Raw genomic sequence first — 24,126 nt, 5'->3', positions numbered from 1 at the left:
GGTCACTGGGTGATCACCCATTCCCCGTAGAAGAGCGCCAGACCGATGCCGACGGCGAGGGCGCCGATGATCCAGAATCTCACCACCACGGTGACCTCGGCCCAGCCCTTGAGCTCGAAGTGGTGCTGCAGCGGGGCCATCAGGAAGATCCGCTTGCCGCCGGAGAGCTTGAAGTAGCCGACCTGGATGATCACGGAGAGGGTGATCAGCACGAAGAGGCCGCCGAGGATCACGAAGAGCAGCTGCGTGTGGGTCAGGATCGCGAAGCCGGCCAGAGCGCCGCCCAGCGCGAGGGAGCCGGTGTCGCCCATGAAGATCTTCGCCGGTGAGGTGTTCCACCAGAGGAAGCCGATCAGCGCGCCGGTGATGATCGCGGCGATCATGGCCATGTCCATCGGGTCACGCACCTGGTAGCAGACGCTCTCCACGGCACTGCCGCTGCCACAGGCCTGGTTGAACTGCCAGATGGAGATGATCGTGTAGGCGGCGGTGACCATGCCGGTGGCCGCGGTGGCGAGCCCATCCAGGCCGTCGGTGAGGTTGACCCCGTTGGTGGTCGCGGTCACGATCAGGTTCGCCCAGATCACGAACAGGATCATGCCGATCACCGGTCCGGCGAAGGCCAGGTCCAGCACGGTCTCGCGGACGAAGGAGATGTTCGTGGAGGCGGGGGTCAGTCCGTCGGCATCGGGGAAGTTCAGCGCCAGCACGGCGAAGAGCACCCCTACGATGACCAGCCCGGCGATCTTGCGCCAGGGAGTCAGGCCCAGCGACTGCTTCTTGCTGATCTTCGCGAAGTCGTCGGCGAAGCCGACCAGTCCCATACCGATCATCAGCAGCAGCAGCAGCAGTCCCGAGGCCGTGGGACCGGAGCCGTCACCGGTGAGCAGCATCAGCCCGTGGGTCAACAGATACGCGGCGACCACGGCGATCATGATGACCGCACCGCCCATCGTGGGGGTGCCGCGCTTCACGTGATGCGTAGTGGGGCCGTCGTCACGGATGAACTGGCCGTATCCGCGCTTCACCAGGAAGCGGATGAACAACGGTGTCCCGACGAGGGTGAGTCCCAGGCCGAAGACGGCACCGATGACTACAGCGATCACAGGGCCCCTTCCTTTGCGGCGATCTTGTCACCCAGGAGTCTAAGCCCTGCGCTGTTGGAGGATTTGAAGAGCACGATGTCCCCGGGAGCGAGCTCCTGATCCAGGTAGGCCTCGGCCTCCTCGACCGTGGCGACCCAGTGCACCTCGGACCCCCAGCTGCCCTCGGCGATGGCTCCGCGGTAGAGCGGGTAGGCCAGATCCCCGACGACCAGCGTCTTGTCGATGTTCAGTCTCACCACGGTCTCGCCCAGCTGGGTGTGCTTGGGGATGGAGACCTCGCCGAGCTCGAGCATCGCGCCGAGCACGGCCACCGAGCGGCGTGCCGGGCGGCCCTGGCCGGGCCGGGTGAGCATCGCCAGGGTGCGCAGCGCCTCCCGCATGGACTCGGGATTGGCGTTGTAGGCGTCGTTGATCAGGGTGACGCCGTCGGCGCGTTCGGTGCGCTCCATCCGCCAGCGGCTTGCCGGGCCGAGCCCGTTCAGGCGCTGGGCGATGGCCGCCGGAGCGACGCCGGCGCGCAGCGCGCAGGCCGCCGCGGCCAGCAGGTTGGAGACATGGTGGGCCCCGGTGAGTCCGGAGACCACCGGGAACTCCTCGCCAGACTCGGTGAATCGCAGCTGGAACCGCGGGTGACCCGCCTCGTCGAGGCTCAGGTCCAGCGCGCGCACCTGATCTGGGACGGCCTGGTCGAGGCCGGCGCCCGGGGCGGTCTCGTTCTCCGAGGCCTGACCGGTGGTTTCGCTGAACCAGGTGATCGGGGCCGTGGCGGAGGGTGCCATGGAGGCGACCTGGGGATCGTCGCGGTTGAGCACCACGGTGCCGGCGGCGCCGATCTCCTCGACCAGCTCGGCCTTGACGGCGGCGATCTTGTCCGCGCCGCCGAACTTGCCGGCATGGGCGGAGCCGACCATCAGCACCGCCCCGATGTCGGGGCGGACCATCTGCGCGAGATCACGGATGTTGCCGGGGGCGTCGGCGCCCATCTCCACGACGAGGAACCGGGTCTGAAGCTCGGCGGTGAAGATGGTCAGCGGCACGCCGACCTCACCGTTATAGGAGCCCTGCGGCGCGACGGTGGGGCCCTCGGGCTCCAGGATCGACTTCAGCAGGTCCTTGGTGGTGGTCTTGCCGGCGGATCCGGTGATGCCGATGACGGTGGTGACCGAGTGGGCGCGCACCCGGTCCAGGATCGCCGCGGCGATCTGGCCCATGGCGCTGACCACGTCGGGCACGACCACGCTGGGGTGCGCGGCACCATCCGGGGCCTGGGTCGCGCGCTGGGCCAGCACGAGTGTGGCCCCGGCGGCGAGGGCCGCGTCGATGAAGTGGTGACCGTCGGTGGTCTCCCCCGGCTTGGCGATGAACATCGAGTCCGCGGCCATGCTGCGGGAGTCGGTGTCTGCGTGTCGCACGCGCAGGTCCGAGGGGTTCGGGACTCCGTGCAGGGTCCCTGCGGTGATCTCGGCGATCTCTGCGGCTGAAAGCTCGATCATGCCTGGTCGCCTCCTTCTGCGGTGGAAGTTCTGTGGGTCTGCCTGGTGTCCGGATCGGGGCCCGTCGAAGGAGCGTCGTCGGCGGTGGGGAAACCCCGCCGGCGCAGCGCCCGGGCCAGTTCCACCCGGTCATCGATCGGGTGCTTCGTCCCGGCGAAGTCCTGGTGGACCTCGTGTCCGCGGCCCGCCAGGATGATCGTGTCCTCGGGCGCTGCGACCTCGACGGCGCGGACGATCGCATCGATCCGGGGCGAGATCTCTTCCAGCGTGGTGTCCAGGTCCTCGGTGGCCAGGGCCTCGCGGGCGCCCTCCAGGAGCCCGGCCCGGATCTGGGCTGGGTCCTCGCCGTGGGGGTCGTCGTCGCTGATGATCACGTGATCCGCCATGCGCACCGCGATCGCGCCCATCAACGGGCGTTTGGCGCTGTCGCGCTCCCCCGCGGCGCCGATCACCAGGATGGTCTTGCCCTCTGAGGTGCTCGCGGCGGCCTCAAGGGTGCGGATCATGGCGTCGGGGTTGTGCGCGAAGTCCACGATGGCGGCGGGGGCGGTGCCGATCACCTGCATCCGGCCGGGAACGCTGATCGTGAAGGGGTCGGCCTGTTCCAGCGCTGCGATGATCTCCTCCCGGCTGACGCCCAGGGCGGTGGACTCGTCGGCGGTGAGCACCATCACGGCGGCCAGGGCCGCGTTGGCCACATTGAACCGGCCCGGCAGACCGGTGCGGGAGCGGATGTTCTCCCCGGTGTGCCGATTGTGCAGCGTGAAGGCGCTGCCGAGCAGGTGCGGGGAGACCTGGGTGACGCTCCAGTCCGCGGCCGGGTCGGGGGTCTCCTCGGTGGCCAGGGTCACGACGTGGCCGGTGGCGGTCTGGGCCATCCGCCATCCCCAGGGGTCATCCACGATGACCACGCTGCTGCGCGTCCGACGGCGGGCGAACAGCGCCGCCTTCGCGGCGAAGTACTCCTCCATCGAGCCATGCAGATCCAGGTGGTCCTGGGTCAGGTTGGTGAAACCGGCCACGGCGTAGAAGAGTCCCGAGACGCGGTCGTAAGAGATCGCGTGGGAGGACACCTCCATCGCGGCGGCCGCCACGTCGGCCTCGCGGAAGAGCGCCATCAGGCTGTGCAGCTGCACGGCCTCCGGGGTGGTCATCTTCGAGGGGATCCTCGCCTCCCCGGAGGCGATCTCGATGGTCCCGATCAGGCCGGTGGCGCGCTCGTGCGGCGCCAGCAGAGTGTCCAGCAGGGAACGCAGGAAGTAGGTGGTGGTGGTCTTGCCGTTGGTGCCGGTGACCCCGAACAGCGCCGGCCCCGAGGTCGCGGTGTTGCCATAGATCAGCGCCGCCGAGGGGCCCGCGGCCTCGCGCACGCGACGCACCTCGATGACCGGGATGCGGTAGCCCACGCGCTCACGGACCTTCTCGGCCCCGGCGACGTCGGTGAGGATCGCTGCGGCGCCGCACTCCAGCGCGGTCATCACGAAGTCCGCCCCGTGGGCGCGCGAGCCGGAGACGGCGACGAAGAGGTCACCAGGGCCCACGGCCTTGGGGTCCATGGCGGCACCGGTGAGCCGAACCTCGCTCGCGGCACGACCCACGGGAGTCACCAGCGGGTCATAGCCGGTGCCGGCGAGCTCGGCGACGAGCTGCTCCACACTGGTGCCGGCCACGGTGTGTGGCCGGAACACCCGGTCCTGAGCCGCAACGCTGAGTCCTGTTGCTGCCGCGCTCACCAGGGCTGATCCTGGTTCTCGCCTTCGAAGCCGTCGTAGGCCTCGCTCTTCGCCCCGCTGGGCGCTTCGTCATAACTGCTAAGCACGTACGACATGATCTCACGGAACGTGTCGGTGACCTCCCAGTCGCGCCAATAGCCCTGCGGGCGGTGCACGGTCACGGAGACCAGGTACTGCGGGTCGTCCAAGGGAGCCATGCCGATGAAGGACTGGGTGTGACCGTCGAATCCTCCGCCTGCACCGGCGGCCTCCGCGATGCCAGACTTGCCGCCCACGCGGTACCCGGAGACGGCGGCCTCGGAGCCGGTGCCGTAGTCCACCACGCCTTCGAACATGCGCAGCATCTCCTCGGAGGTCTCCTCGGAGAACACCCGCTCGCCCGGTTCGGTCTCGACCGGGTGCTCGGTGCCGTCGGCGTCGACATAGGCGTCGATCAGGCGCAGCGGCACGTCGACTCCGCCGTTGGTCATGGTCTGGAAGGCCTGCAGACTGTGCAGCACCGAGGTGGTGTAGCCCTGGCCGAACTGGGTGGTCAGGTGCTGGCGGGCATCCCATTCCTCGGGTGGACGCAGCACCGAGTTCGCCTCGGTGCCGAGTCCGATGTCCAGGGGTTCGCCGAGGCCGACCCGGCGCATGTAGTCATAGCGGGTCTCCTCCGGGATCTCGCCACCGATCATCACCGTGCCGGTGTTGTAGGAGCGGGCGAAGATGCCTGCGGCCGTCATGTCCAGGGTGGGGTGACGGGTGGCGTCGCTGATGGTCTGTCCGTCGACCTCGTAGCGGTTGTCCACGGTGAAGCCGTCGGTGGGGTTCAGCGTGCCCTCCTCCAGCGCCATCGCGAAGGTGATGGCCTTGCCGGTGGAGCCGGGCTCGAAGTCCTGGGTCAGCGCGAGCGGCCGACGGAAGAGCTCCTCGGTCTCCCCCGGCTCGGCCGGATCGACCGTCTCGGAATCGGCCATGGCCAGGATCTCCCCGGTGGTGAGGTCCAGGACGGTGGCGTTGCCCCAGGCGGCGTTGTACTGGTTGGACTTCTTTGCGATCGACTCCTGGGCGAACCACTGCAGGTCCTGATCGATGGTCAGGCGCACATCCTGGCCGTCCTCGGCCGGGAGCTCCTCGTAGGTGGCCACGGGGATCCGCACGCCGTCGCCGCCGACCTCGTAGATCCGTTCCCCGTCGACCCCGCTGAGCGCCTCATCCTGGGCGGCTTCGATCCCTTCCAGCGGGCCGTCGGCACCCATGAAGCCGATGATCGAGCCTGCCACCGCTCCGGAGGGGTAGCTGCGCTGGGACACCGGCTCGGCGTAGAGGCCAGGCAGGCCGATGTCCACGGCCTGCTCGCTCTGCTCGGGGGTCAGGGACCGAGCCACCACTGAGTAGCGGCTCTCGCCCACGATGCTCTCGGTGAGCTCTTCGGTGCTGCGGTCCAACACCTCGGCGAGCTCGGCGATGCCGGTGCGCACCGTGACCTCCTCGCGCAGCCCGGTGGCCTCGTCGCTGCGCTCGAAGTCCTCCACCACCGCCTGGTCCACGACCAGGTCATAGCGGTTCACCGAGGTGGCGAGCACCCGGCCTTGGGAGTCGAGGATGTCCCCGCGGTGGGCGGGCAGCGGGACGCTGCGCAGCCGTTCGGAGACGGCCGCCTCGGCGTTTCCTGCCGGATCGAGGCCCTGCACGTGGAACAGGCGTCCTCCGAGCAGGAGCAGCATCACCAGGATCAGGGTGAGTCCGATGCGCATCCGGAACGAGAGGACCCGTTCTGCGCGTTGCTTCTGAGCGGCTGCCATGGCGTCAGCGTTCTCCCAACGGGTCGATCAGTCGAATGAGGGCGCCGGTATGGTCCCGCCGTTGAGCTCAGTGGGGCTGAACTGGTCTTGCGTCCCTGCGGATGTCTCCTGCCCATTCTGCCCGCTGGGGGTCTCGATGAGCGTGTTCAACGCGCCTGCGCCGAGAATGCCTGAAGGCGCACCGGTCACCGACTCGGAGACGTTCAGCGGCGCGGCGGCGTCGCCTCCGGGCACCGCGGGGGCGGCGACGAAGCTGGAGGGGCGGTCGCCGCTGTCGGCCGCCTCGGCGGTGCCGACGACCTCCCCGTCGCTGAGCTCGAGCGCGGCCGCCTCGGCGGGCATGACCATGCCGAGTCCGACCGCGGCGTTGGAGAGCGACTGCGGGGACTGCAGGTGCTGGACCTCTTCGGTCAGCGCCTGGTTCGACTGGACCAGGGCGAGATGCTGGTTCTGCAGCTCCACGACGGTGTACTGCGAGTTGGCCATATGGATGTTCACCGCGAGCACGACCGTCAGGGCCAGCGCCAGCAGGGCGATGATCCCGCCGATGAGACCCTTCTGCCGCTGCCGGAGCTTGGGCAGGGCCCGCAGCATCGGCGAGGTCCGTGCCGAGCCGGCGTCGTCGCCTTCGGGAAGAACGCGGCTCCGGGCCAGGGGTCCCCGAGGTGCGGGGGCGAGGGGCTGGGCTTCTGCGCTCATACGGCGGTTCTCCTGGACTCGGTCAGCTTCTCGACTGCACGCAGCTTCGCTGACGCGGCGCGGGGGTTCTCGGCGATCTCTGCCTCATCGGGCAGCTCGGCCCCCCGGGTGAGGGATCTGAAGGTCGGTTTATGCTCTTCGAGCTCCACCGGCAGGCCCGCAGGCGCCGAGGACTTGGTGCGTCGCGCGAAGGCCTGCTTGACGATGCGGTCCTCCAGCGAGTGGTAGCTCATCGCCACGATCACCCCGCCCGGCGCCACGGCGTCCAGGGCATTCGGGATCGTGCGCTGCAGGACCTCGAGCTCGGCGTTGACCGCGATGCGCAGCGCCTGGAAGGTGCGTTTTGCCGGGTGTCCCCCGGTGCGCTTCGACACCGCCGGGACCGCCTTGTCCACCACGGAGGCGAGGTCCGCCGTCGTGGTGAAGGGCCGGTCCTCGCGACGGGCGACGATGGAGCTGGCGATGCGCCCGGCGAAGCGCTCTTCGCCGTATTCGCGCAGGATCCGCTTCAGCTCGCCGACCTCGATGCGGGCGAGCAGCTCCGCCACCGATTCATCGGGGGAATCCTCCGAGGCGTCCATGCGCATGTCCAGCGGGGCGTCATAGGAGTAGGCGAAGCCGCGGGAGGCCTCGTCCAGCTGCAGCGAGGACACGCCGAGGTCCAGCAGGACGCCGGCCACTCGCTGATCCTCGGCCAGCTCCTCGGCGGCGACCTCGTCCACCCGGTCATAGACCGTGTGGATGCCGCGAAAGCGGTCGCCGTAGGAGCTCAGGCGCTGTGCGGCGAGGGCATGCGCCTCAGGGTCCCGGTCAAAGCCCAGCACGAGGACCTCGGCGTCGGCTGCGAGCATGGCTTCGGCGTGGCCGCCCATGCCCAGGGTGGCGTCGATGACCACGGGCCGGTGGCCTGCGGCTCGGATGTTCTCGACTCCGAGGGACAGCAGCCTGATGCAGCGATCTCGCATCACCGGCACGTGCCGGTCTGCTGTCTCTCGTTGCGCCATACTGCCTCCGTCATGGGAAAGGATCCTTGGACCAGCTCCTCCTCCGCTCCGACCTGCTGCCTGACATCGGGGAAGATAAGTCAGGAATGCGGCGGGGCGGCGGAAGAACTCACCCAAGGATCCCCTTGAAGTGTTCGAACCGTCTTCACTTGTCGTACTTTTTCGTTCGGCGTGTCGTGCCAACCGGCTTCGGTGCTCAGAAGAGGCCGGGAATGGCTTCCCCATCGGTGGATGAGAACTCCGACTCCTTCGCCTCCAGGTACTCGTTCCAGGCCGTGGTGTCCCAGATCTCGGCGCGGTCTCCCGCTCCGATGACCGTGACATCGCGGTCCAGCCCGGCGTACTCCCGAAGCGCGGCAGGAACCGTGATCCTGCCCTGCTTGTCCGGAATCTCGTCGGAGGCCCCGGAGAGGAATACGCGGATGTAGTCGCGTGCCTGGCGTGAGGTCAGAGGAGCCTGCCGCATCTGGTGGTGCACGTTCTTGAACTCTTCCGTGCTGAACACGTAGATGCAGCGTTCCTGCCCGCGAGTGAGGACCAGGCCGTTGGCCAGTTCCTCGCGGTACTTCGCGGGAAGGATCAGGCGAGCCTTCTCATCCATGCGAGGCGTGTATGTGCCCAGGAACAAAGGACACTCACCACCTCACTTGTTGAGGAGAATCATTCCTTCTCCCTCTACCGAGCTCCACTTTACCCCACTTCCCCCCACTTGCAACCAGATTCTGCCGTGCCGCGGCCGGAATCTGTTGCGTGGCGCCGCCGTCGACCGTCTGACCTGGAGGGATGACGCTGAGGTGCAGGTGGAGGGCGGTGGAGGGGCTTGACCGAACCGGGCGCTGCCGAGTGCATCAAGCGTGAGACGGAGACCTGGGCAGGATGCTCGGCTCGAGACCGAAAATCCCCGGAATTCCGGGGCTGCGGCGTCGGTGGCCTTCGGGCGTGGTGACCGGCGACGCTGCCCGGGGAGGAGTGTGGGGCGCTCGGGTGGTGGGAAGTGGGGCGCCCTGCGGTGGTGGGCAGTGGGGCGCCCTGCGGCGGTGCGGGCCGGGGCGTTGGCCGGACATGAAAAAGGCCCCTCCGGAGAGGGGCCTTTCGAAGCTCTGTGGTGCGTGGCGGGTCAGTCCTGCCGGCGTCGTTCTTCCCAGCGCTGCTCGAGTCCGGTCATGAAGTTCCCGGACGGGCTCGGAGCGGAGCTGCGGGGTCCACCGCCGCCTCCCCCTCCACCGTTGCCGCCGTTGCCGCCTCCACCGTTGCCGCGGGAGTTCCCCGAAGCACCTCCGGTGGTGGCGTAGTAGACACCTGCGCCCATGATCAGGAAGCCGATCACACCCACGGGTATCCACTGGTTGTAGATGCTCAGCAGCAGCACGACGATTCCGAGAACGGCGACCAGAGCGCCCAGCACGATGTTGCGCACGTTGAGCGACCCGCTCGGGGAGTCCTGCATGGAGCTGGCGAAGCTCGGATCCTCCGACTGCAGCTGTTCTTCGAGCTGCTTGAGCATGCGCTGTTCACGCTCCGACAGTGGCATCGTGAAGCTCCTTGCGGTCGTCGTGTGGCGTGATGGAAGATACGGATACGCCTGGGTGTATAGTCTAGCGGTTTCGGCACCCCAGACCTAGCCCGACCTCAGGCCTGGGGTGATCTCTGGGCTGACATTCAGGAACTCTCCAGTCCTGGATCCTCGCGGCGGGGTCGCAGCAGCGCGGCCGGAGCCGTCTGGATCTGTGGAAACTTCTTCGCAATGGCGTCGAGCGCGGTCTCGGCGTCGAGCCAGTTGGTCTCGGTGCGGTCGAAGCTCAGCTGCAGCGAGCCGCCCTCGTCCACCAGCCGCTCAGCTCGGATTCCCACCAGCCGCACCGGCTGGGCCCGCTGCCCCAGTCGCTCCAGCAGCCCGAGCACCCGGGAGTAGATGGCCAGCGCCGAATGCGTCGGATGCGAGAGCGTGGAGGACCGGGTCAGCGTCTCGAAGTCGCTGTAGCGAAGCTTCAGGCTGATGCCCTCCGCGGAGACCCCCGACTCGCGCAGGCGTGCGGCGACCCGATGGCTGAGCCGCAGCAGCTCGGCTCGCAGCGTCGCCTCGTCCTCCACGTCCACCGCGAAGGTCTCCTCGGCGCCGATGGACTTCTCGATCCGGTGTGATTGGACCTCACGGGCGTCCTCTCCCCAGGCCAGTCGGTGCAGCGCCGTGCCGGTGACCCCGAATCGCCGGCGCAGTGCGGGCTCCGGGGTCTGCGCGAGCTGCAGCACCGTGGTGATCCCGAAGGCCTTCAGGGACTCGGCGGTCTTTCCCCCGACGCCCCACATCGCGGTGACCGGCAGGCCGTGCAGGAACTCCAGCCGCCGATGCGGCGGGACCAGCAGAAGCCCGTCCGGCTTCGCCCGGGTGGAGGCGATCTTGGCGATGAACTTGCGATCAGCGATCCCCACCGTGGCCGGCAGCGAGAACTCTTCGCGGATCTCGCGTCGGATCTTCTCTCCGATCTGCTCGGGTCCGCCGAGCCGTCGGCGAGACCCGGTGAGATCCAGGAAGGCTTCGTCCACGCTGAGCTGCTCCACCGAGTCGGTGATCGTGTCGAAGTAGGCCATGATGCGCCGGGAGAACTCGCGGTAGCGCTCCATGCTGGGCGAGATCACGACGGCGTCGGGGCTGGCCTGCCGCGCCCGGGACAGCGGCATCGCCGAGCGCACTCCGTCGGCCCGGGCCTCGTAGGAGGCCGAGAGCACCACGGAGCGTCCCGAGTCCTGCGCCACGATGATCTTGCGCCCACGCAGCTCGGGCCGGGTGAGCAGCTCGACCTCCACGTAGTAGGCATCCATGTCCACATGCGCGAGGACGCGTGAATCAGCCGGTCGGGACGGTGCCATACCGATAGGCTATCCGCCATGAAGCGCGAAGAATTCATCAGCGAGGTCAACACCAGGTGCGCCGGCTTCCTCCAGGCCCGTCACGCAGAGGTCCAGGCAGTCTCCGAGCACGCGGTGCCCCTTGTGACCGCGCTGATGACACTGACCCGGGGTGGCAAGAAGATGCGCCCCGCGCTGGCCCGGCTGGGCTGGCAGGCAGCCGCCGGGCGCGGCGAGGCCGTCGTCGAGCTGGGTGTGGCGCTGGAGCTCTTCCAGGCGGCCGCCCTGGTCCACGACGACGTCATCGACCGGTCCGCGACCCGGCGCGGCCGGCCCAGCGCGCACATCGGGTTCGAACAGCTGCATCGGGAGTCGGGCTTCGCCGGGGACTGTGGCCATTTCGGCACCACCGGCGCGATCCTCTCCGGGGACCTCTCGCTGGCCTGGGCCTCGGAGGCGTTCTTCCTCGCCCAGAGCACCGCAGCCCAGGACGGGCTGATCAGCAACATGCTCGCAGCGCGGACCTTCCACCGGATGCATACCGAGGTCATCACCGGGCAGTACCTCGATGTGCTCGAAGAGGTGCGCACTCCGGCCGAGACCGAGGCCGAGGCGGTGGCCCGCGCCCGCGGCGTGCTGCGCTATAAGGCGGCAAAATACTCCACCGAGTACCCGGTGGTGCTCGGCGCTGCGCTGGCCGGCGGCTCGGACCAGCTGTGCCATGCCTTCGCCGCGGCGGCGCTGCCGGTCGGCGAGGCCTTCCAGCTGCGCGATGATCTGCTCGGGGTCTTCGGAGATCCGGAGACCACCGGCAAGCCGGTCGGCGATGACCTGCGCGAGGGCAAGCGCACCGAGCTCATCGCCTATGGGCTGTTCCGCTCCGGCGCGGCCGGGGCCCAGGAGCTGACCCAGATGCTGGGAGACCCGTCGCTCAGTGAGGCGCAGGTGGACCGGGCGCGCGCCATCCTGCTGGAGTCCGGAGCCGTGGACGAGGTGGAGCACAGCATCGAGGAGCTCACCGGCGACAGCGTCGCCCGGACCCAGGATCTGGTCGAGCTCGGCGTCTCCGCGGAGGTCCTCGGGGAGTTCGACCAGCTGCGCGGGAACCTGGTGCTGCGCACGGTCTAGGGTCCACGGTCCGGGTTCACCCCCGCTGCACGCTCGACCCGGGCATCGACCCTGAGCGACGCGCGCCGCAGCGACCGGAGTTGGGCGGGTTCGATACCCTTGGGGCTGTGAGCTCCGAACAGACTGACCCGTGGATTGGTTCCAGGATCGATGACCGCTATGTGATCGATGAGCGCATCGCGCGTGGCGGCATGTCCACGGTCTACCGCGCACAGGATCAGCGGCTCGGCCGCGAGGTCGCGCTGAAGGTGCTGTTCCCGCATATGGCTGAGGATCGCAAGGTCGTGGACCGCTTCGAGCAGGAGGCGCGGAACTCCGCGCTGATCGCGCATCCCAATGTGGTCCAGGTCCTGGATCAGGGCCAGGCTCGGGAGACCGCCTATCTGGTGATGGAGTACGTTCCCGGTGCGACGCTGCGCACGCTGCTCAAGCAGGGGGCGATGACCCCTCGGCTGGCGCTGACCTACATGGATTCGATCCTGCAGGGCCTGGCCGCGGCGCACCGCGCCGGCCTGGTCCACCGGGACATCAAGCCGGAGAACGTGCTGGTCTCCCATGACGGGCGGATCAAGCTCGCTGACCTGGGGCTGGCCCGCGCCGCGACGCATCACTCCGGAACTTCCACCCTGATGGGCACCGTGGCCTATATCTCTCCGGAGCTGCTCTCCGGGGAGAGCGCCGACGAGCGCGCTGACATCTACGCGATCGGCATCCTGCTCTACGAGATGCTCACCGGGGTGCAGCCCTTCACCGGGGACTCCCCCGTGCGGGTGGCCTACCAGCACGTGAACTCCACCGTACCGGTGCCTTCCGCGCAGGTCAGCGGTCTCGCGCGCGAGCTCGACGACCTGGTCAGCATCGCCACCCGCCCCGAGGTGGCGCTGCGGCCCAAGAACGCCGACGAGCTGCTGAAGATGCTGCGTGAGACCCGCGGCCTGCTCGGAGACGCCGAGCTCGACTTCGACGGCGCGCTCACCGCGACACGGGCGATCCCTGCCATGGGCGCCTCGGGACGGGAAGCGCTGCGTGAGTCCGGGACGCCGGGCCAGCGGTCCACCACCATGCTTCCCGGGGACTCCAGCGAGACATTCCTGGAGACCGCGGCCGCGCCGGCACCGGCACCGGCACCGGCACCGGCACCGGCACATGGTTCCACAGCGGAGCAGCACGAGGGCCAGGACGTGGACCACGAACCCTGGGACGAGGACATCGACGCGGCACTGGGCAATGCGCGCACCACACATCTTCAGGCCGAGCATCGCCATGCCGCACACGGGCGTCCCTCAAGCCTGGCCGAGGAGGATCGCCAGCTGGTCACCGAGGTGCCCACCAGCGGTCTGCAGCTGCGACCACCTCGACTCAGCGTCGCGGAGCCGGTGACCGGGATCCAGCCCTCCGTCGGTTCCCGCCGGCCGGTGGAGCGGGTGCGCACGGAGAAGCGCGAGCGTCAGCGCCCCACCGTGGAGCTCGCCGGCGCCAGCGCCACCCGGATCTGGCTGATGATCGCCGCGATCATGATCGGCGGTGCGCTGCTGGTGCTGCTGGCCGGGTGGATCGGGGTCAGTGGGCTGATCCCCAGCCTCGGGGGCTGAGGACCAGCGCCGCCGGTCGTGATGCTGTGCGGCTGAGCGGTTCCAGCCTCACACCACCGGGCCGGGCGCGCAGCGTCATCTCACCTGGGTGAGGGACTCTGCGACCAGGAACGCCAGCTCCAGGGACTGCTTATGGTTCAGCCGCGGGTCCACCAGGGACTCGTACCCCTGGTCGAAGGCCGATTCGTCGACCACGTCGGAGCCGCCGAGACATTCAGCGACGTCGTCGCCGGTCATCTCCACGTGCAGCCCTCCGGGGTAGGTGCCCAGGGAACGGTGGACCTCGAAGAAGCCGCGGACCTCGTCGAGGATGTCATCGAAGCGCCGGGTCTTGTAGCCGTTGTCGGCGGTGATGGTGTTGCCGTGCATCGGGTCGGTCACCCAGACCACCTTGGCACCGGAGTCGCGCACCGCCGTGACCAGCGCCGGGAGCTTCTCCCGGACGTTGGAGGCGCCCATCCGCACGATGAAGGTCAGGCGCCCTGGCTCCCGCTCGGGATCCAGCTTCTCGATGATCCGCAGCACGGTCTCCGGGGTGGTGCTGGGGCCCAGCTTGACCCCCACCGGGTTCTGCACCCGGGAGAGGTAGTCCATGTGTGCGCCCTCGAGCTCACGGGTCCGCTCGCCGATCCACACGAAGTGGCCACTGGTCACATAGGGCTTGCCGGTGCGGGAGTCGATGCGGGTCAGCGCGCGCTCGTAGTCCAGCAGCAGCGCCTCGTGGGCGGCGTAGAACTCGGTGCGCTTGAGCCCTTCGAAGTCAGCGCCGCAGGCCTCCATGAAGCGGACGGCGCGGTCGATCTCTCCGGCGAGCTGCTCGTAGCGAGCGTGCGCGGGGTTCTGCATGAACCCCTTGTTCCACTGCTGGACCGCACGCAGGTCGGCGAAGCCGCCCTCGGTGAAGGCCCGGATCAGATTCAGGGTGGCGGCGGACTTGTGGTAGGCCGCGACCATCCGCTTCGGGTCGGGGACCCGGGACTCCTCGGTGAACTCGAAGCCGTTGACGATCTCCCCGCGGAAGGTCGGCAGCGTGACGCCGTCGCGGGTCTCCACGTCGGAGGACCGCGGCTTGGCGTACTGGCCGGCCATGCGTCCCATCTTCACCACCGGCAGCGAGGCCCCGTAGGTGAGCACCACCGCCATCTGCAGGATGGTCTTGATCTTGGCGCTGATCCGATCGGCGGTGACGCCGTCGAAGGTCTCGGCGCAGTCCCCGCCCTGGAGCAGGAAGGCCTCACCGTTGGCGACCTTGGCCAGGCGTCGCTTGAGCTTGTCGACCTCTCCGGCGAAGACCAGCGGCGGGTGCGCGGAGAGCTCCGCATAGGCGGAGTCGAAGTCTTCGTGGCCTCGCCAGTCCGGCTGCTGGCTCAGTGGCAGCGAACGCCACTCGTCGAGGCCCGGATAGTCTGCGGCCCCTACATGGAGGATCTCTCCGGGGGCGGTCAGCGGGGCGTCGGATCTGGGCTCTGGCGTGGTGGTCACCCTCTCAGGGTAGTCCGCCACGCCCGGGCGCGCCTAATGCCGAAGCGGCAGTCCATTATGCGGACGACGGGAGCCCGGAGGCGGTGTTCGCCTCCGGGCTCCCGGTGGTTCTTCCTCCTGCGAGGTCTGCGGATCTGCGCCGTGAGCGGATCCGCCCCGCGCTCGGGCTCAGCGCTTCTTGGCGGCGGCCTCGGTGTAGAGCGCCTCGACCTCCTCGGCGAAGTCCTTCATCACCAGCGGGCGCTTGATCTTCATGGACGGGGTGAGGTGACCGGACTCGATGGTGAAGTCGGTGTTCAGCAGCCGGAAATCTCGGATCGATTCGGCGCGAGAGACCGACTCGTTGGCCCGGTCCACCACTGCCTGCACATGGGTGAGGATGGTCTCGTGCTGGACGAGCTCGGCGACCGGGGTCTTGGGGTCAAGTCCCTTGCGCTCGAGCCACTGCGGCAGGGTCTCCTCATCGAGGGTGATCAGTGCCGCGACGAAGGGCCGGTTGTCGCCTACCACCACGGCCTGGGAGACGATCGCGTCGGAGCGCATCAGGTCTTCGAGCTGAGCCGGAGAGACGTTCTTTCCGGCCGCGGTGACCAGGATCTCCTTCTTGCGACCGGTGATGGTGAGGCAGCCGTCGGAGTCCAGGGTGCCGACGTCGCCGGTGCGGAACCAGCCGGTCTCGGTGAAGATCTCCTGGTTCAGCTCGGGCCGGTTGTGGTATCCGCGGAAGACACAGACGCCGCGGCCGAGGATCTCGCCGTCCTCGGCGATCTTCACCGCACATCCGGGAAGCGGGGCCCCGACGGTGCCGATCTTGCTCAGCTCCGGGGTGTTCACGGTCAGCGGCGCCGTGGTCTCGGTGAGGCCGTAACCCTCCAGGATCTGCACGCCCACGCCGTAGAAGAAGTGCCCCAGCCGCTCCCCCAGCGGGGACCCGCCGGAGACCGCGTGGGCCACCTGTCCACCCATCCGGGCGCGCAGCTTGGAGTAGACCAGCTTGTCGAAGACGGTGTGCTTGAGCCCCAGGGTGAAGGGGACCTTGCCCTCCTGCTTGGCACGGGACCAGGCGATGGCGGTGTTGGCCGCCTTCTCGAAGATCGCCCCCTTGCCGTCGCCCTCGGCCTTGAGCATCGCGGCGTTGTAGATCTTCTCGAACACCCGCGGCACGGCGAGCAGGAAGGTCGGGCGGAAGGTGCCGAGGTCGTCCACCAGCTCCTTGATGTCGGAGGTGTGCCCCACCCGGGAGCCGCCGGCGACGGCGAGCACCGAGATGAAGCGGGCGAAGACGTGGGCCAGCGGGATGAACATCACCGTGGAGGCGTCCTTGTTGACCACCGTGCCCAGTGAGGAGCCCAGCGCCTGGAGCGAGAGCTCGGTGAAGTTCGAGTGGGTCAGCTCGCAGCCCTTGGGCCGTCCGGTGGTCCCGGAGGTGTAGATGATGGTCGCGAGATCGGCGCCGACGGCGGCGCTGCGCCGGGAGTCGACCTGCTCCTGGGTCACCTCGGCGCCCTTGGCGCGCAGCTCATCCAGCCCGGAGCCTTCGATGGTGTAGACGCCGCCCAGCCCGGTGAGGCTCTCCTGAGCGACGGCGCGCTCGACGATCTTCTGGTGCGCCGGGGTCTCGGCGACGAGCAGCTTCACGCCGGCGTCCTCGATGATCCAGGCGACCTGGGAGGGCGAGGAGGTCTCGTAGACCGGCACGGTCACGGCTCCGGCGTAGAAGATCGCGAAGTCGAGCAGGGTCCACTCGTAGCGTGTGGGGGCCATGATCGCGACCCGATCACCGACCTCGATGCCGGAGGCGATGATGCCCTTCGCCAGCGCGATCACCTGATCCCGGAATTCGGCGGTGCTGACGTCTGTCCACTCGCCGGGGCTGAGCTGCCGGCCGAAGAGGATGTTCTGCGGGTCCGCGATGAACTGACGCTCCAGCAGATCAGTGATGTTCAGCTCGGCGGGGACCTCGACTGCGGGCGGTGTTGCGATTTCCTTCACGGGGGCTCCTCCATCGTGTGTGCCATCTCACATCATGATGTCACAGCCCGTTACTGAACGGTAGCTGGATGATCCGTGTCCTCGTGGAGAACCTGCTCAGACCTGTGCGCCGTCTCCGGATCCGGAGCGGTTGCGCGGCATCTGCAGGAAGAGGATCACCAGCCCGGCCAGCACCACGCCGATCAGGGCGGGCACGGTCCAGCTCGGAGCATTCAGCGGCAGGAACGGCACCACGATCAGCGCCAGGATCGCCCCGATGCTCAGCACCGCCCCGAGCACCACGGCGGGCTTGGCCCCGGCCAACGGGTTCTTCGGGTTCGGCGGCTCGAAGTCATCGATCTCTTCCCACGCCGCGTCATCCGCCCGGTAGTCGCGCGGACCCTGGCCTGGGACTCCCGGTCCTGCGGCCCCGTGTCCCTGGCCAGGGCCGCCCTGGCCTGGCCCACCCTGTCCGGGCATCGGCCGGGAGCGACCGCCTCGACCGAAGACTCTGCTGGGCTCGTCGTCGCGATAGGTGCTCATGGCGCCATCCTCTCTGGGGGCCCGGCGGCCTGATGCCGCCGGTGAAGAAAATCAATCAGCTGCTCATGGATGGTCTCGGCCTCGTGATCGAGCGTGGCCACATGCTGGCTGCGAGTGAGCTCGACGATCTCGAGCTGGTCCTCCGAGAGCGTCCTGCCCAGCGTAGCGGCCGAGGACGGGGGCAGGACGTTGTCCACGCCCGAGCGGAAGAGCAGCACCGGGGTCTGCCGCCGAGCGAGCTCCGGGAGTTCGCGGCGGACCTGGGCGAAGAGCTGGTCGAGCTGGACGACGGCGCGCAGCGGGGTCTGCGCGTAGGCCTCCTCGACCACATCGGGCTTGGCGATGTCTCCGGCGATGCTCGCCACCGAGGGGCGGATCCTGCCCAGCACCCAGGCCTTCGGTCCGGTCAGCGGGGCCAGCCGGAGTCCGGGGTTGATCACCGAGACCGCGTCGACCTGTCGGTGCGCGGCCACATGCAGCGCGAGCGAGCCTCCCATGGACAGGCCCACTGTGGCGACCCGGGAGCAGCGGGCCGCCAGCCGGTCATAGCTGGCCAGCGCGGCGCGCATGATCTGCGAGCGCGGGGTGCCCGCCAGGTCCTCCCAGCACGTGCCGTGCCCCGGCAGCAGCGGAAGGTCCACGGTGAAGCCGGCCCGCTCCAGGGCGTCGGCGAGCGGTCGCATCGAGGCGGGCGTGGAGGTGAATCCGTGGAAGACGGAAACTCCGAAGCCGGACATGTCCATTCCGTCACTCTATTGCCTTTACAGTGGTCTCCAAGCTCAGCCGCCTGAAAGGACCCCCCATCACCGTGTCGTTCTATAGCGTCGCCAAGAACTTTGTCGTGGCCCCGGTGGTCAACACGGTGTTCCGGCCCTGGGTCCGCGGCCTGCACAACATCCCCAGCGAGGGTCCCGCGATCCTGGCGTCGAACCACCTGTCCTTCTCCGATTCGGTGTTCATGCCGGTGAAGGTGCCCCGGCAGGTGCACTTCATGGCGAAGGACGACTATTGGGGCAAGCAGGGCGCCTATGGATGGGGCATGCGGAAGTTCTTCGACCTCTCGGGTCAGATCCCGATGGACCGCTCCGGCGGCCAGGCCAGCCAGGATTCGCTCAACGCCGGGGAGCAGGCGCTGCGCGACGGCGAGGTGCTGGGAATCTACCCCGAGGGCACCCGCAGCCCGGACGGGCGGCTCTACCGCGGCAAGCTCGGGATCGCCCGGCTGGCGCTGAACGCCCAGGCTCCGGTGATCCCGATCGCCCTGATCGGCACCGATAAGGTCCAGCCGATCGGGAAGAACATCCCCCGGCTGGGCCGGGTGGGGATGATCGTGGGTGAACCGATGACCTTCGAGTCCTACTACGGCAACGCCGAGGATCGCTTCGCCCAGCGCGCGGTGGCCGACGAGATCATGTACCGGATCATGCGCCTCTCGGGTCAGGAGTACGTGGATGTCTACGCCTCGGACGTGAAGCGTCAGCTGGAGGCGGAGAAGGCCGAGGCCAAGGCCGCGCGCAAGTCGCTGCGCCACCACAGCGGGCGCCGCATCGAGGACTCCTCGGCCGACTAGGACTCGGACGCGGAAGCGGATGCGGGCGCGGGCGCGGACAGATCCTGGACGCGATCCGCTCCGCGCAGAACCCTCCGGAGACGCAGAAAGGCCCCGCTCCAGATGATCCTGATCATCCGAAGCGGGGCCTGCCGTGCTTCTTGCATATCCTGTGCGCGAGGGGGGACTTGAACCCCCACGCCCGTGAAGGCACTGGCACCTGAAGCCAGCGCGTCTACCTATTCCGCCACTCGCGCATACCTGCTGTTCAGGCCCTTTCGGACCTGTCTCGCAACCGGTGATCGCTCCCCGGCAGCGAGAATAATAGTACCCACATCCCGGACGGTATGCCTAATCGTCGAAGCCGTGCAGGGTCCCTGGGCATCTCACCGGAGAGCGCCCGTCGAGCGGTGCGCCCAGCGCGGCCCATCAACCCTAGTATTGGAGGGTTATGTCTGAGCCCAGAACAGCCCGCCGTGAGACCTGGTCCGCCGAGGACCTCGCCTATCCCCCCGCACTTCCGGTCAGCGGTGAGCGCGAACAGATCCTGAAGGCGCTCACGGACCACCAGGTGATCGTGGTGGCGGGAGAGACCGGCTCCGGCAAGACCACCCAGCTGCCCAAGATGGTGCTGGAGCTCGGGCTGCACCGTGAGGGGATGATCGGGCATACGCAGCCGCGGCGTCTGGCGGCTCGCACCGTGGCCGAGCGCCTGGCCGAGGAGCTGGGCACCTCGGTGGGTCGCGACATCGGCTATCAGGTCCGGTTCAACGCCGAGGTCTCCGGGTCCACTGCGGTCAAGCTGATGACCGACGGCATCCTGCTCGCCGAGATCCAGCGCGACCCGAACCTGGAGCGCTATTCGGCCATCATCATCGACGAGGCTCACGAGCGAAGCCTCAACATCGACGTGATCCTGGGCTACCTGCGTCGGCTCCTGCCCTCCCGGCCTGACCTGAAGGTCATCGTCACCTCCGCCACGATCGACCCGGAGCGCTTCGCACGGCACTTCAGCCCGGACCCGGAGAACTGGACCCGGGAGACCTCCGAGGTGCCGATCATCGAGGTCTCCGGACGCACCTACCCGGTGGAGGTCCGCTACCGCCCGGTGAACCCCGAGGCCGAGCTCGAGGACTTCGATGAGTCCGAGCATTTCGGCGAGACCGAGGACGGCGGCGCGCGCGGCCCTCAGGGTGGCGCTCAGGGTGGCGCTCAGCGCAGCCCGAGCTCCGGTGCCCAGACCGCCGCCAGGACCGGTTCGAAAGCTCCGGCGGCCGCCGAGGAGGAGCGGGACCTGCTGGACGCGGTCAGTGACGCCGTGCTGGAGCTCGCCGCGGAACCCGACGGCGACATGCTGATCTTCTTCCCCGGGGAGCGCGAGATCCGCGATGCCGCCGAGGCGCTCACCGAGACCGTCGCGGCGGACCGACGGCTGCGCGGCTCAGAGATCCTGCCGCTCTTCGGTCGGCTCTCCATGGCCGAGCAGAAGCGGGTCTTCTCCCCCGGCGGCCGGCGTCGGATCGTGCTGGCCACCAATGTGGCCGAGACCTCGCTGACCGTGCCCGGCATCAAATACGTGATCGACACCGGCACCGCCCGGATCTCGCGCTACTCAACCCGCACGAAGGTGCAGCGGCTGCCCATCGAGGCGATCTCCCAGGCCAGCGCGAATCAGCGCTCCGGCCGCTCCGGACGGACCAGCGACGGGATCGCGATCCGGCTGTATTCCCAGGAGGACTTCGACTCCCGGCCGGCATTCACCGACCCCGAGATCCTGCGCACCTCGCTGGCCTCGGTGCTGCTGCAGATGTCCTCCATGGGCATCACCCGCACCCCCGAGGATCTGCTGGACTTCCCCTTCGTGCAGAAGCCCGACTCCAAGGCGGTCAACGACGCCGTCCGGCTGCTCACCGAGCTCGGTGCGCTGAGCCTGAACCCGGAATCCGGGTCCCGGGCCGGTGGCCGGAAGCCTCAACAGACCGGAAAGCGATCCGGCACCAGCGCGGTGACCCCGGTGGGCCGGATGCTCGCCCAGCTGCCGGTGGACCCCCGGATGGCCCGGATGATGGTCGAGGCGGCTCGGCGCGACTGCCTGCCCGAGGTCACGGTGCTCACCGCCGCCCTCTCCATCCAGGATCCCCGGGAACGTCCGGCGGAGAAGCGGGCGCAGGCCGATGAGCTGCACTCCCGGTTCAAGGATGAGAACTCGGACTTCTCGGCGCTGCTGAACCTCTGGCGCTACCTGCAGGAGAAGCAGACCGAGCTCTCGGGCAACCAGTTCCGCAAGCTCTGCCACCGTGAGCACCTGAACTACCTGCGCGTGCGGGAATGGCAGGAGCTGGTCGGCCAGCTCACCGAGATCGCCGAGCAGGTCCAGTTCAGCGGCAAGGGCGCCGGAGGACGCCGGGGCTCCTCCGGGCGCCGCGGCAAGAAGCTGCCCACGGTGGACCCTGCGGCGAAGCATGACGCGATCCACCAGTCGCTGCTCTCCGGGCTGCTCAGCCATGTGGGCCTCTACAACCCCCGCACCCGGGACTATCAGGGCGCCCGCGGGACCCGCTTCGCCGTGTTCCCCGGCTCGCACCTGTTCAAGAAGAACCACGACTGGGTGATGGCCAGCGAACTGGTGGAGACCTCCCGGCTCTGGGCCCGCTCGGTGGCGAAGATCGATCCGGCGTGGGTGGAGGAGCTCGCCCCGCACCTGGTCAAGACCAGCCATTCGGAGCCGCGCTGGTCCTCCCGGCAGGGCGCGGTGGTGGCCACCGAGAAGGTCACCCTCTTCGGGGTTCCGGTGATCGCGGACCGGCAGGTGCTCTATTCCAAGGTCGATCCGGAATACAGCCGCGAGCTGTTCATCCAGCGCGCGCTGGTCGACGGCGACTGGTCCACCCGACACCACTTCGATCGGCGCAACCGGGAGCGCTTCGCGGAGCTCGACGAGCTCGAGAACCGCACCCGGCGCAAGGACCTGCGCGCCTCCGATGAGGAGCTCTTCAACTTCTTCGCGGCCCGGATCCCGGAGAACATCGTCTCGCAGCGGCACTTCGACTCCTGGTGGAAGAACCAGCGGCTGGCCACTCCGGAGCTGCTGGACCTCACCGACGTCGAGCTGATGGCACAGGCCGCCGAAGAGCTCGACATCGACGCCTACCCGGAGCACTTCGACCACGACGGGCTGGCCCTGGAGCTGCAGTATGAGTTCAACCCCACCCGCTACACCGCCGAGTCCGGCTCGGCTCCCAGCGCGGCGGCCGACGGCGTCACGGTCCGGGTCCCGGTGGTGTTTCTGAACCAGCTGCAGCCCGAGCGCTTCGACTGGCTGATCCCCGGGCTGCGCACCGAGCTGATCACTGCGCTGATCCGCAATATGCCCAAGCCGGTCCGGAAGAACTTCGTTCCGGCCCCCGACGTCGCGGCGAAGGCCCGCACCGCGCTGGAGCGGGACTTCACTCCGGGCGTGGACTCGCTGACCGGCTCGCTGGCCGCGGTGCTGCGGCAGCTGAAGGGACATGTCCTCGACCCGGAGGTCTTCGACACCAGCGCGCTGCCGGAGCACCTGCGGTTCACCTTCGCGGTGATCAGTGAGCGCGGTCGGGTGCTGGACAGCGGCTTCGATCTGCGCGAGCTGCAGGTCCGGTTCTCCGGGGAGAACCGCGAGGCGATCGGGCGCAGCCTCGCCGCCGAGGGCGACACCGATGCACCACGGCAGGCGCCGCAGCCGGGACGCCCCAGGGGTGCCTCGCGCGCCCAGCCCCACACGGCCCAGTCCGCCTCCGGGGCTGGCGCGAGGTCTCAGACGAGCCGCGGCAAGCAGCAGCAGACCCCCGCCTCCTCCGAGGCCACAGGCAAGCAGCAGCAGACCTCCTGGACCTTCGGGGATCTGCCCCGGGAGATCACCACCGTGGTCTCCGGGCGCCAGATCACCGGTTATCCGGCCCTGGCGCCGGCCAGCAGCGGCGTCTCCTACACGATCCAGGACTCGGCCGCCGAGCAGTCCCGGGTGCACCGCGCCGGCGTCGTCGCGCTGCTGCGCGAGGTGCTGCCCTCCCCGCAGCGCTATGTCCTGGATCATCTGAGCAACCGGGAGCGGCTGGCGTTCAGCCAGTCCCCGCACGGCACCGTGGAGTCGCTGGTCAGCGATGCGACCACCGCTGCGCTGGCCCATCTGGTGCCGGCGCAGCTGCCCTTCGGCGAGGCGGAGTTCGAGGTGATCGCCCGGAGCTGCCGGGCCGAGCTGATCGAGACCGTGCTGCGGCTCACCGACGTGCTGGCCCAGGTGCTGAGCCTCTCCACGGAGCTCGGCTCCCGCCTGGAGCGGGTCAGCTCCGCGGCGCTGAAGGCCGCGCGCAGCGATATGACCGCCCAGCTGCAGCAGCTGGTCTACCCCGGTTTCGTCACCGCCACCGGGCAGGCGCAGCTGCAGCACATGCCGCGCTATCTGCAGGCGGTCAAGACCCGACTCGATCGACTGGAGTCCGGCCAGAACCTGACCCGGGACGCCCAGGACATGGCCACGGTCCAGGAGCTCGAGGATGAGTACGACGCCGCGCTGGAGGCGGTGCCCGCGCAGCTGCCGGTGCCCGCCGAGCTGGCTGCGGTGAAATGGATGATCGAGGAGTTCCGGGTGAACCTCTTCGCCCAGCAGCTGGGCACCGCGCAGACCGTCTCGGTCAAGCGGATCCGCCGGGCGATCAAGACCTCGAGTCGCTGAGCACGGGGGCTCCGGGGGCTCAGTGCTGCTCGGCGGGCACGTGCGCAGCGTCGCCCATCAGGCGCAGCGCCACGCGCAGCTTCTCGGCAGACTCCTCCATCCGGGCCGGGTCCGGATCCTCCTCGGCCTGGGCGAAGCTGTGATCGGCCATGGAGTTCGAGGGCCAGACATGCAGATGCAGGTGGGGCACCTCGAAGCCGGCGATGCTCAGTCCGGCCCGCGCGGAGCCGAAGGCCTGGACCTGGGCCTTGCCGATGCGGTGGGCCACCTGGAACAGGTGCGCCATGAGCTGGCCCTCCGCCTCGGTCCACTTGTCCACCTCCTGCCTCGGCACCACCAGGGTGTGGCCGTAGGCCAGCGGCGCGATGGAGAGGAAGCCGACGCAGGTCTCGTCCTGCCACACGAAGCGACCTGGGATCTCACCGGCGATGATCTTGCTGAAGACTGTGCTCATGCCTCCACTCTAAGGGCGACTGCTAGT

Annotated in this window: 18 protein-coding genes and 1 tRNA gene; 4 read left to right on the top strand and 15 right to left on the bottom strand. The window is 68.7% G+C overall.

Features of this window, described 5'->3' with window-relative positions; genetic code table 11:
- Nucleotides 1–2: 2 nt before the first annotated feature.
- The 9 genes from mraY to dinB form a co-directional block, all read right to left on the bottom strand.
- Nucleotides 3–1,106 (bottom strand): phospho-N-acetylmuramoyl-pentapeptide-transferase, encoded by a 1,104-nt coding sequence (mraY, locus tag I2487_RS05495; RefSeq protein ID WP_207170950.1) that lies wholly within the window; start codon nt 1,104–1,106, stop codon nt 3–5.
- Nucleotides 1,103–2,599 carry a UDP-N-acetylmuramoyl-tripeptide--D-alanyl-D-alanine ligase gene (locus tag I2487_RS05490; RefSeq protein ID WP_207170949.1) on the bottom strand — a complete coding sequence of 499 codons (1,497 nt, stop codon included), beginning with the start codon at nt 2,597–2,599 and terminating at the stop codon, nt 1,103–1,105. Before I2487_RS05490 ends, mraY begins: the two co-directional genes overlap by 4 nt.
- Nucleotides 2,596–4,332 carry a UDP-N-acetylmuramyl-tripeptide synthetase gene (locus I2487_RS05485; protein WP_207170948.1) on the bottom strand — a complete coding sequence of 579 codons (1,737 nt, stop codon included), beginning with the start codon at nt 4,330–4,332 and terminating at the stop codon, nt 2,596–2,598. The genes I2487_RS05490 and I2487_RS05485 overlap by 4 nt, the downstream gene beginning before the upstream one ends.
- Nucleotides 4,329–6,119, bottom strand: coding sequence for a peptidoglycan D,D-transpeptidase FtsI family protein (locus I2487_RS05480; protein ID WP_207170947.1), 1,791 nt, complete (start codon nt 6,117–6,119; stop codon nt 4,329–4,331). The genes I2487_RS05485 and I2487_RS05480 overlap by 4 nt, the downstream gene beginning before the upstream one ends.
- A 27-nt stretch (nt 6,120–6,146) precedes the next feature.
- Nucleotides 6,147–6,818: a cell division protein FtsL gene (gene ftsL / locus I2487_RS05475; protein ID WP_207170946.1), complete on the bottom strand. Its 672-nt coding sequence runs from the start codon at nt 6,816–6,818 to the stop codon at nt 6,147–6,149.
- Complete coding sequence (gene rsmH, locus I2487_RS05470) at nt 6,815–7,822, bottom strand: 16S rRNA (cytosine(1402)-N(4))-methyltransferase RsmH (RefSeq protein ID WP_207170945.1); 1,008 nt, start codon at nt 7,820–7,822, stop codon at nt 6,815–6,817. Before rsmH ends, ftsL begins: the two co-directional genes overlap by 4 nt.
- Nucleotides 7,823–8,018: 196 nt before the next feature.
- On the bottom strand, nt 8,019–8,450 hold the full coding sequence (gene mraZ, locus I2487_RS05465; RefSeq protein WP_036474948.1) for a division/cell wall cluster transcriptional repressor MraZ: 432 nt from the start codon (nt 8,448–8,450) through the stop codon (nt 8,019–8,021).
- 489 nt (nt 8,451–8,939) lie between these two features.
- Nucleotides 8,940–9,353, bottom strand: a complete 414-nt coding sequence (locus I2487_RS05460) for an SCO2097 family morphological protein (protein ID WP_207170944.1) — start codon at nt 9,351–9,353, stop codon at nt 8,940–8,942.
- Between the two features lie 128 nt (nt 9,354–9,481).
- Nucleotides 9,482–10,690, bottom strand: a complete 1,209-nt coding sequence (dinB, locus tag I2487_RS05455; protein WP_207170943.1) for a DNA polymerase IV — start codon at nt 10,688–10,690, stop codon at nt 9,482–9,484.
- A gap of 18 nt (nt 10,691–10,708) precedes the next feature.
- Here dinB and I2487_RS05450 point away from each other — a divergent pair, with 18 nt between their 5' ends.
- Both I2487_RS05450 and I2487_RS05445 read left to right on the top strand, forming a co-directional pair.
- A complete protein-coding gene (locus tag I2487_RS05450; protein WP_207170942.1) occupies nt 10,709–11,797 on the top strand; it encodes a polyprenyl synthetase family protein in 1,089 nt (362 codons plus the stop codon).
- Between the two features lie 107 nt (nt 11,798–11,904).
- Entirely contained in the window at nt 11,905–13,389 is a 1,485-nt protein-coding gene (locus I2487_RS05445) for a protein kinase domain-containing protein (RefSeq protein ID WP_345941338.1), read from the top strand.
- A 75-nt stretch (nt 13,390–13,464) separates the two neighbouring features.
- Here I2487_RS05445 and I2487_RS05440 read toward each other — a convergent pair whose 3' ends face one another.
- From I2487_RS05440 to I2487_RS05425, 4 genes are all read right to left on the bottom strand, one after another.
- Complete coding sequence (locus I2487_RS05440) at nt 13,465–14,835, bottom strand: class II 3-deoxy-7-phosphoheptulonate synthase (protein WP_207170981.1); 1,371 nt, start codon at nt 14,833–14,835, stop codon at nt 13,465–13,467.
- 204 nt (nt 14,836–15,039) lie between these two features.
- Nucleotides 15,040–16,863: an AMP-binding protein gene (locus tag I2487_RS05435; protein ID WP_207170941.1), complete on the bottom strand. Its 1,824-nt coding sequence runs from the start codon at nt 16,861–16,863 to the stop codon at nt 15,040–15,042.
- 96 nt (nt 16,864–16,959) lie between these two features.
- Complete coding sequence (locus I2487_RS05430; protein ID WP_207170940.1) at nt 16,960–17,385, bottom strand: hypothetical protein; 426 nt, start codon at nt 17,383–17,385, stop codon at nt 16,960–16,962.
- Nucleotides 17,382–18,128: an alpha/beta hydrolase gene (locus I2487_RS05425; RefSeq protein WP_207170939.1), complete on the bottom strand. Its 747-nt coding sequence runs from the start codon at nt 18,126–18,128 to the stop codon at nt 17,382–17,384. Before I2487_RS05425 ends, I2487_RS05430 begins: the two co-directional genes overlap by 4 nt.
- 65 nt (nt 18,129–18,193) lie before the next feature.
- Here I2487_RS05425 and I2487_RS05420 point away from each other — a divergent pair, with 65 nt between their 5' ends.
- Nucleotides 18,194–18,955 (top strand): 1-acyl-sn-glycerol-3-phosphate acyltransferase, encoded by a 762-nt coding sequence (locus tag I2487_RS05420; protein ID WP_207170938.1) that lies wholly within the window; start codon nt 18,194–18,196, stop codon nt 18,953–18,955.
- Between the two features lie 152 nt (nt 18,956–19,107).
- Here the strand turns inward: I2487_RS05420 and I2487_RS05415 are convergent.
- Nucleotides 19,108–19,191, bottom strand: a tRNA-Leu gene (locus I2487_RS05415).
- Between the two features lie 194 nt (nt 19,192–19,385).
- On the opposite strand from I2487_RS05415, the gene hrpA reads away from it, so the two are divergent.
- Nucleotides 19,386–23,645 carry an ATP-dependent RNA helicase HrpA gene (gene hrpA / locus I2487_RS05410; RefSeq protein ID WP_207170937.1) on the top strand — a complete coding sequence of 1,420 codons (4,260 nt, stop codon included), beginning with the start codon at nt 19,386–19,388 and terminating at the stop codon, nt 23,643–23,645.
- A 19-nt stretch (nt 23,646–23,664) separates the two neighbouring features.
- On the opposite strand, the gene I2487_RS05405 is transcribed toward hrpA, so the two are convergent.
- Nucleotides 23,665–24,099: an HIT family protein gene (locus I2487_RS05405; protein WP_207170936.1), complete on the bottom strand. Its 435-nt coding sequence runs from the start codon at nt 24,097–24,099 to the stop codon at nt 23,665–23,667.
- Nucleotides 24,100–24,126: the final 27 nt, after the last annotated feature.

This window comes from Nesterenkonia sp. E16_10 (assembly GCF_017347085.1).
Taxonomy (GTDB): domain Bacteria; phylum Actinomycetota; class Actinomycetes; order Actinomycetales; family Micrococcaceae; genus Nesterenkonia.
This window is presented reverse-complemented; position numbering and strand designations above follow the sequence as displayed.

What these genes read in the sequence shown, in the direction of transcription:
- I2487_RS05405 (WP_207170936.1), bottom strand. Translation starts at nt 24,099, where the DNA reads ATGAGCACAGTCTTCAGCAAGATCATCGCCGGTGAGATCCCAGGTCGC.
- I2487_RS05425 (WP_207170939.1), bottom strand. Translation starts at nt 18,128, where the DNA reads ATGGACATGTCCGGCTTCGGAGTTTCCGTCTTCCACGGATTCACCTCC.
- dinB (WP_207170943.1), bottom strand. Translation starts at nt 10,690, where the DNA reads ATGGCACCGTCCCGACCGGCTGATTCACGCGTCCTCGCGCATGTGGAC.
- I2487_RS05480 (WP_207170947.1), bottom strand. Translation starts at nt 6,119, where the DNA reads ATGGCAGCCGCTCAGAAGCAACGCGCAGAACGGGTCCTCTCGTTCCGG.
- I2487_RS05450 (WP_207170942.1), top strand. Translation starts at nt 10,709, where the DNA reads ATGAAGCGCGAAGAATTCATCAGCGAGGTCAACACCAGGTGCGCCGGC.
- I2487_RS05490 (WP_207170949.1), bottom strand. Translation starts at nt 2,599, where the DNA reads ATGATCGAGCTTTCAGCCGCAGAGATCGCCGAGATCACCGCAGGGACC.
- I2487_RS05460 (WP_207170944.1), bottom strand. Translation starts at nt 9,353, where the DNA reads ATGCCACTGTCGGAGCGTGAACAGCGCATGCTCAAGCAGCTCGAAGAA.
- ftsL (WP_207170946.1), bottom strand. Translation starts at nt 6,818, where the DNA reads ATGAGCGCAGAAGCCCAGCCCCTCGCCCCCGCACCTCGGGGACCCCTG.
- I2487_RS05430 (WP_207170940.1), bottom strand. Translation starts at nt 17,385, where the DNA reads ATGAGCACCTATCGCGACGACGAGCCCAGCAGAGTCTTCGGTCGAGGC.
- rsmH (WP_207170945.1), bottom strand. Translation starts at nt 7,822, where the DNA reads ATGGCGCAACGAGAGACAGCAGACCGGCACGTGCCGGTGATGCGAGAT.
- hrpA (WP_207170937.1), top strand. Translation starts at nt 19,386, where the DNA reads ATGTCTGAGCCCAGAACAGCCCGCCGTGAGACCTGGTCCGCCGAGGAC.